The following is a 5,487-nucleotide window of genomic DNA, read 5'->3' as shown; positions in this document are numbered from 1 at the left end:
GCTTAGACCGGTACGGGGGAGTGTTGTCTTGAAAAAAGATGAAAAAAGACCTTGACTTTTTTCTGGTGCTCTTGCCATTGTGCGCACCATCGGAAACTCATTCGCACGCCTTCTATCCGGTCCCTCATTTCAAAACACTCGGACAGCGTGGCTAAGATGATAAAGACGATGATTTCTGAGACTGCATAATAAAAATTGACTTACCCCGGAATTTATACCGATTTTCTGCCCAATGCCATTTAAACTGAAAAGTTGACCGACAGATTATGGTTGCCATTCGAATCTTGGTACTGATAGGATGTTTTACCGCAATGTCATTCCGGTTATCCAAATGTCGGAGGCAAAGAGAAAATGTTTAAATTCTTGCATGCTGCAGACATCCATTTAGACAGCCCCATGCATAAGCTGGAAAGTTATGAGGGGGCTCCTGCAGGCGAACTTCGGGGAGCCACCCGAAGAGCCTTCGAGAATATGGTCGAACTGGCCATAGCCGAAGAAGTCGCTTTTTTAATCATTTCCGGGGACCTTTATGACGGTGATTGGAAGGACTATAATACAGGGCTTTACTTTGTATCTCAAATGCAGAAACTGCGGGAAGCAGACATTCCGGTATTCATGATCGCCGGCAACCACGATGCCGCCAGCAGAATCACAAAAACGCTTCGCCTTCCCGAAGGCGTCAGCCTTTTCCCATCGGACAAACCCCACATCGAACATTTAGAAAAAATGGATGTGGCGATTCACGGCCAGAGTTTTGCATCCCCGGCTGTCAAAAATAACCTTTCGCTGAAGTACCCGCCGCCTCTTAAAAACTGTTTTAATATAGGAATATTGCACACCTGCGTAACGGGGCGGGAAGGCCACGAACCCTATGCACCCTGCAAAATAGAAGACCTGCAGTCAAAAGCGTATGATTACTGGGCGCTTGGACACGTCCATCAGCGCGAGATTCTCCTGAAAGATCCCTTGATTGTATTTCCCGGAAACATTCAAGGCCGCCATGTGCGGGAGACGGGACCCAGGGGGTGCATGCTGGTCGAGGTCGATAATAATGGCAAACCAGAGGCCTCCTTTCGGGCTTTAGATGTTGCCCGCTGGTTCATGATTGAAATAGATGCCTCGTCAGCCGGGACCGGTTACGATGTTCTGGACCTGGTCAGGGAAAGACTGGATAAACTCCTGGAAGAAAACGGGGGCCTGCCGCTGGTGGCCCGAATTAAAATTGTTGGGGATTCGAGAGCCCATGACGATCTTTCCTCAGATACTGAGCGATGGACCAACGAAATCCGGTCTGCGGCCATGGACATGAGCAGCGGACTGATCTGGATAGAGAAGGTTAACGTGCAAACCGATTTTCCCGTGGATTTAAAGTCCCTGAAATCGTCCAGCGGACCGGTGGCCGAGCTCCTATCCTATATCGATGAGATCGGCAATGATCCTGAGAAGCTTAAGTTTTTAGGCGGGGTGCTGGAGGATCTCAATACCAAGCTGCCGCGAGAGTTTAAAGAAGGGGGAGACGTTTTAGGACTAAACGATCCAAACTGGATCAATGATATATTGAAAAAAGTCCGGCCGATGCTGGTCCGTCGCCTGCTAAAAAAGGAGGATGCCGGATGAAAATCCTTCAGTTAAAACTCCTTGCATTCGGCCCTTTTTCCGGAGACTTGATTGATCTGGGTGATGGGAAAGAAGGCCTTCATATGGTGTACGGACCCAATGAGGCCGGTAAAAGCTCGGCACTCCGGGCGCTTCGGCAGATGCTCTACGGCATCCCGGGCCAGTCTCCGGACGATTTTATTCACCCATACGCGAAAATGCGGATCGGGGGGGTATTGCGACACAGCGACGGCACCGTGATTGAGCTCATTCGCAGAAAAGGCCGGGCAAACACGCTGCGGGCAGGTGATGATGAAACGCTGGTAGATGAAGGCCTTTTTCAGAAGTTTTTAGGGGGCATCGATGAAAGTGTCTTTAAGACGATGTTCGGCATCGGACATCCAGACCTTGTAAGGGGCGGTGAGGAGATCGTAAAAGGAGGCGGAGACATCGGCCAGGCCCTCTTTGCGGCCGGGGCGGGCATCTCCGACCTTCGAGAGACTCAGATAAACCTTCAGACCGAAGCTGAAGCCCTTTTTACGCCTTCGGCATCAAAAAGACCGATAAATGAAGCCATATCCAGCTTCAGGCAAACTCAAAAACACCTTCGGGACGCCCAGCTTCCGGGACAGCAGTGGGAAAAGCATGATAAGGCCCTGCGGTCAGCCCTTAACCGCAGGAGCCAGGCAGACATTGAGCTTCAGGCCAGACAGACCGAACAGCATCGCCTGGAACGGATCAGGGACGCGCTCCCTTTGATATCCCGCCGCAAAGCGCTGATGGATGAGCGTAAATCCTACGCCGGGGTTGCTCTTCTTTCCGATGATTTCGGAGAACGACGCGGTGAGCTGCTGACGGATTTAAGAGTTTTGGAAAACGACAGGAGCCAGGCGCAAACTGATGTTGATGAAATTATCAAAAGCATCGAGCAGCTGGATATCAATCAGGCGGTTATTGACAGCGCCGATCACATCCAAGAGTGTTACCGAGAACTCGGCAGCTACCAGAAGGCTGGCAAAGACCGGATAAAACTCCAGACCCGCAGAGATACGCTACGGGGGGAAGCACAGGAAATCCTCTCCGGGATCGGAAGAGATCTTATCCTTGACGAGGCGGAAAAGCTCAGGTTGAAAAAGGCCGAGACTGCCAGGATTCAGGACCTGGGCACGAGATACGAACGTTTGATAACACGGCTTGAAAATGTCAAAGAAAATGCCGCCGGCCTGGCCCCCCAGATTAAGCGTCTTGAAAAACAGCTGGAAAATTCTGAAACCCCCGTCGGCATCGACAGCCTCAAGGATGCCATAGACCGGGCCGTGAAATACGGCGCCCTTGAGGACCATTACCACACAGCACACGGGGAAATAAACCGGTCCTTGAGTTCTCTTGAACTTGCATTGTCAAAACAGACCTTGTGGAAGGGGAGTCTTGAAGCGCTCGCAAAGCTGGCGCTGCCTCCCCTGGAGGCCATAGATGATTTTGACCATCGGATTGATGAAGGGCAAAAGAAAGTTTCGCAGCTTTATTCCGAGCTCGCCGACGCCAGTGAAACACTCTTAAACACCGAGGGGCTGCTCAGGGAATTGGAATTGGAGCAGGAAGTTCCCAGCGAAGAGGCCCTTAAGCATGCAAGGGGCCATCGCGAGGAGGGCTGGCGGCTTATTCGCTCAAGCCTGGATAAAACCACAGATATAGATAAGGAAACACAGCTTTTTATAGAATCCTTTAAACCCGCAGAGAATCTATTTGAAGCCTATGAGGCCAGTGTCTACAGAGCAGATGATATTTCCGATAGATTGCGGCGGGAGGCCGACCGGGTGGCGAGAAAGGCCAAACTCACTTCGGATCAGGAGACCCAAAGGGTTCGCGTCGAGCGCTTAAAGGCTCAGCAGGAAGCAGCCCAGGCTGAGCTAAATGAAATCACCAAAAACTGGGCAAAAATCTGGGAGCCGATCAACTTGTTACCGCGCGCGCCCAAGGAAATGCGGGCATGGGTTCAGGACCAGAAAAGCATTATCCAGCAGCTCTCGGAGGTTTGGGAGAAAAGAAATAAAACCGATAATCTGAAATCCAACATGGATAAATGCCGCGAGGATTTAGGCAGCTGCCTGTCTTTCATCTCGCAGCCTTCAGCCCAGGACAAGGAGTCCCTGGCCGACCTGATCAAGCGATGTCAGAAAGTGGTCAAGGTGCAGGAGGAGAATAAGAATAAAAGGGACAAGCTCCTTGCCGATATTCAGCAAAAAAACGATGAAATCGCTGAAGCGAACGCCAAGCTGAAACAAATTGAAGCGGATCTTTCAAAATGGCAAAAGCAATGGAAGGAGGCCGTCCAGCCGTTGGGTCTGGATGCGGATGCTGTTCCCAGCCAGTCATATGCTGTCATGGAAGAATTAAAGAGTCTTTTTGACAATCTCAAGGAGGCAGGCATCCTTCAACAGCGTATTATCGGTATTGACCGGGATGCAGCGACCTATGAGCAAAAAGTGACCGGCCTGGTGCAGCAGGCGGCCCGGGATCTCGAAAAACTCACTATTGAACAAGCCGCTTCAGAACTTAACGCCACATTAAATCAATCAATGGCAGCCCAATCTCAATTGGAGCGGCTGGAAAAACAAAGCACCCAAGGCAAAAAGCGGCTTCGTGAGGCTGAAAAACGCATCTCAGAAATTAAGTCCAAACTGGATATTATGTGCGCGGAAGCGGGGTGTCTAAATTATGAAGATCTAACCGAGGCAGAAAGGCGCTCATCCAAGCGCCGGCAAACCGAGTCGGACCTCAAAGACCTCGAAGAGCAATTACACAGGCTGAGCGCAGGCGCTGATCTGGATGATTTTGTTGCCGAAGCTCTGGCGGTTGATCCGGACGCAATAGAGGGCCAAATAGCCAGGCTAAACGACGCCATCAAAACCCTGAGCGCAGAGAAGTCCAGCCTCGATCAGACCATCGGCGAGGAAAGGAACGAGCTGAGCAAAATGGATGGAAGTGCAGCGGCAGCCGAACTGGCGGAGGCAGCCCAGGGCATCCTGGCCCGTTTGGAAAGCGACGTTGAACGGTTTGCCCGCCTCAGAATTGCATCGGCTGTTTTGGTACAGGCAATTGAAAGATACCGCGAAAAGCACCAGGGACCTGTTTTAAAACGGGCCAATGAACTTTTCGCTCGGCTAACAAATGGTTTCTTTGAGGGCATCAGGGCGGAATTTGATGAGCAGGCCAACCCGGTGCTTATGGGTGTTCGTCCCGGCGGAAAGGAACTTGTAGGGGTAAAAGGGATGAGCGACGGGACAACCGACCAGCTTTATCTGTCCCTCAGGCTGTCGAGCCTGGAATCATATTTAAAAAATAACGAACCCATTCCATTTATCGTTGACGACATTCTGATCAAGTTTGATAATGAGCGGGCGACAGCGACCCTGCAGGTACTTGCAGAGCTATCCAAAAAAACGCAAGTGATCTTTTTTACCCATCACCGGCATCTTGTTGAATTGGCAAAAGCGAATATTAAACCTGGAATATTGTTCGAACACATCTTAACGCCTCAAGGGTTATCTGGTGATGGTGGCGATGTGGCGATGGGGGCGATGGGGGGGGCGATGGGGTCGGGCCACGCTAAACGCATACCAGTAAAGGGATTGGACTCAAAATAAGGCTGTTTTTTGCCTTAAAACGATGTTTTCGGGGCTGAAAAAGGGCTTTTAAGACAATTATCCGTAAAGCTGTTAGATTAAAGCCAATGGAGAGAATCTTTGTCCCATCAAATAAGCCGGAAGACTGGCGATCTCTCCTCGCCGAACCGTAAATGGGGACGCAAATGGGGACATCCTGTAGTTCCCTTGTCAAGCAAAAAATTAGAATTTTATAAAACCTGTAAAATTAGTTAGTTATGAATAT

Annotated in this window: 2 protein-coding genes; both read left to right on the top strand. The window is 50.5% G+C overall.

The window, feature by feature from the left end:
* The first annotated feature begins 351 nt into the window (after positions 1-351).
* The gene (locus P1P89_21910) at positions 352-1,617 is read left to right on the top strand and encodes a DNA repair exonuclease (protein ID MDF1594174.1); all 1,266 of its coding nucleotides are present in this window, start codon (positions 352-354) and stop codon (positions 1,615-1,617) included.
* Complete coding sequence (locus P1P89_21905) at positions 1,614-5,243, top strand: AAA family ATPase (GenBank protein ID MDF1594173.1); 3,630 nt, start codon at positions 1,614-1,616, stop codon at positions 5,241-5,243. Before P1P89_21910 ends, P1P89_21905 begins: the two co-directional genes overlap by 4 nt.
* The last annotated feature ends 244 nt before the right edge of the window (positions 5,244-5,487 follow it).

This window comes from Desulfobacterales bacterium, assembly GCA_029211065.1.
In the GTDB taxonomy this organism is placed as follows: domain Bacteria; phylum Desulfobacterota; class Desulfobacteria; order Desulfobacterales; family JARGFK01; genus JARGFK01.
Note: the sequence above shows the minus strand (reverse complement) of the source record. Positions and strands in the feature narration are given on the sequence as shown.

Bases quoted from the DNA above. Each gene is read 5' to 3' on its own strand.
- P1P89_21910 (MDF1594174.1), top strand. From the start codon at position 352: ATGTTTAAATTCTTGCATGCTGCAGACATCCATTTAGACAGCCCCATG.
- P1P89_21905 (MDF1594173.1), top strand. From the start codon at position 1,614: ATGAAAATCCTTCAGTTAAAACTCCTTGCATTCGGCCCTTTTTCCGGA.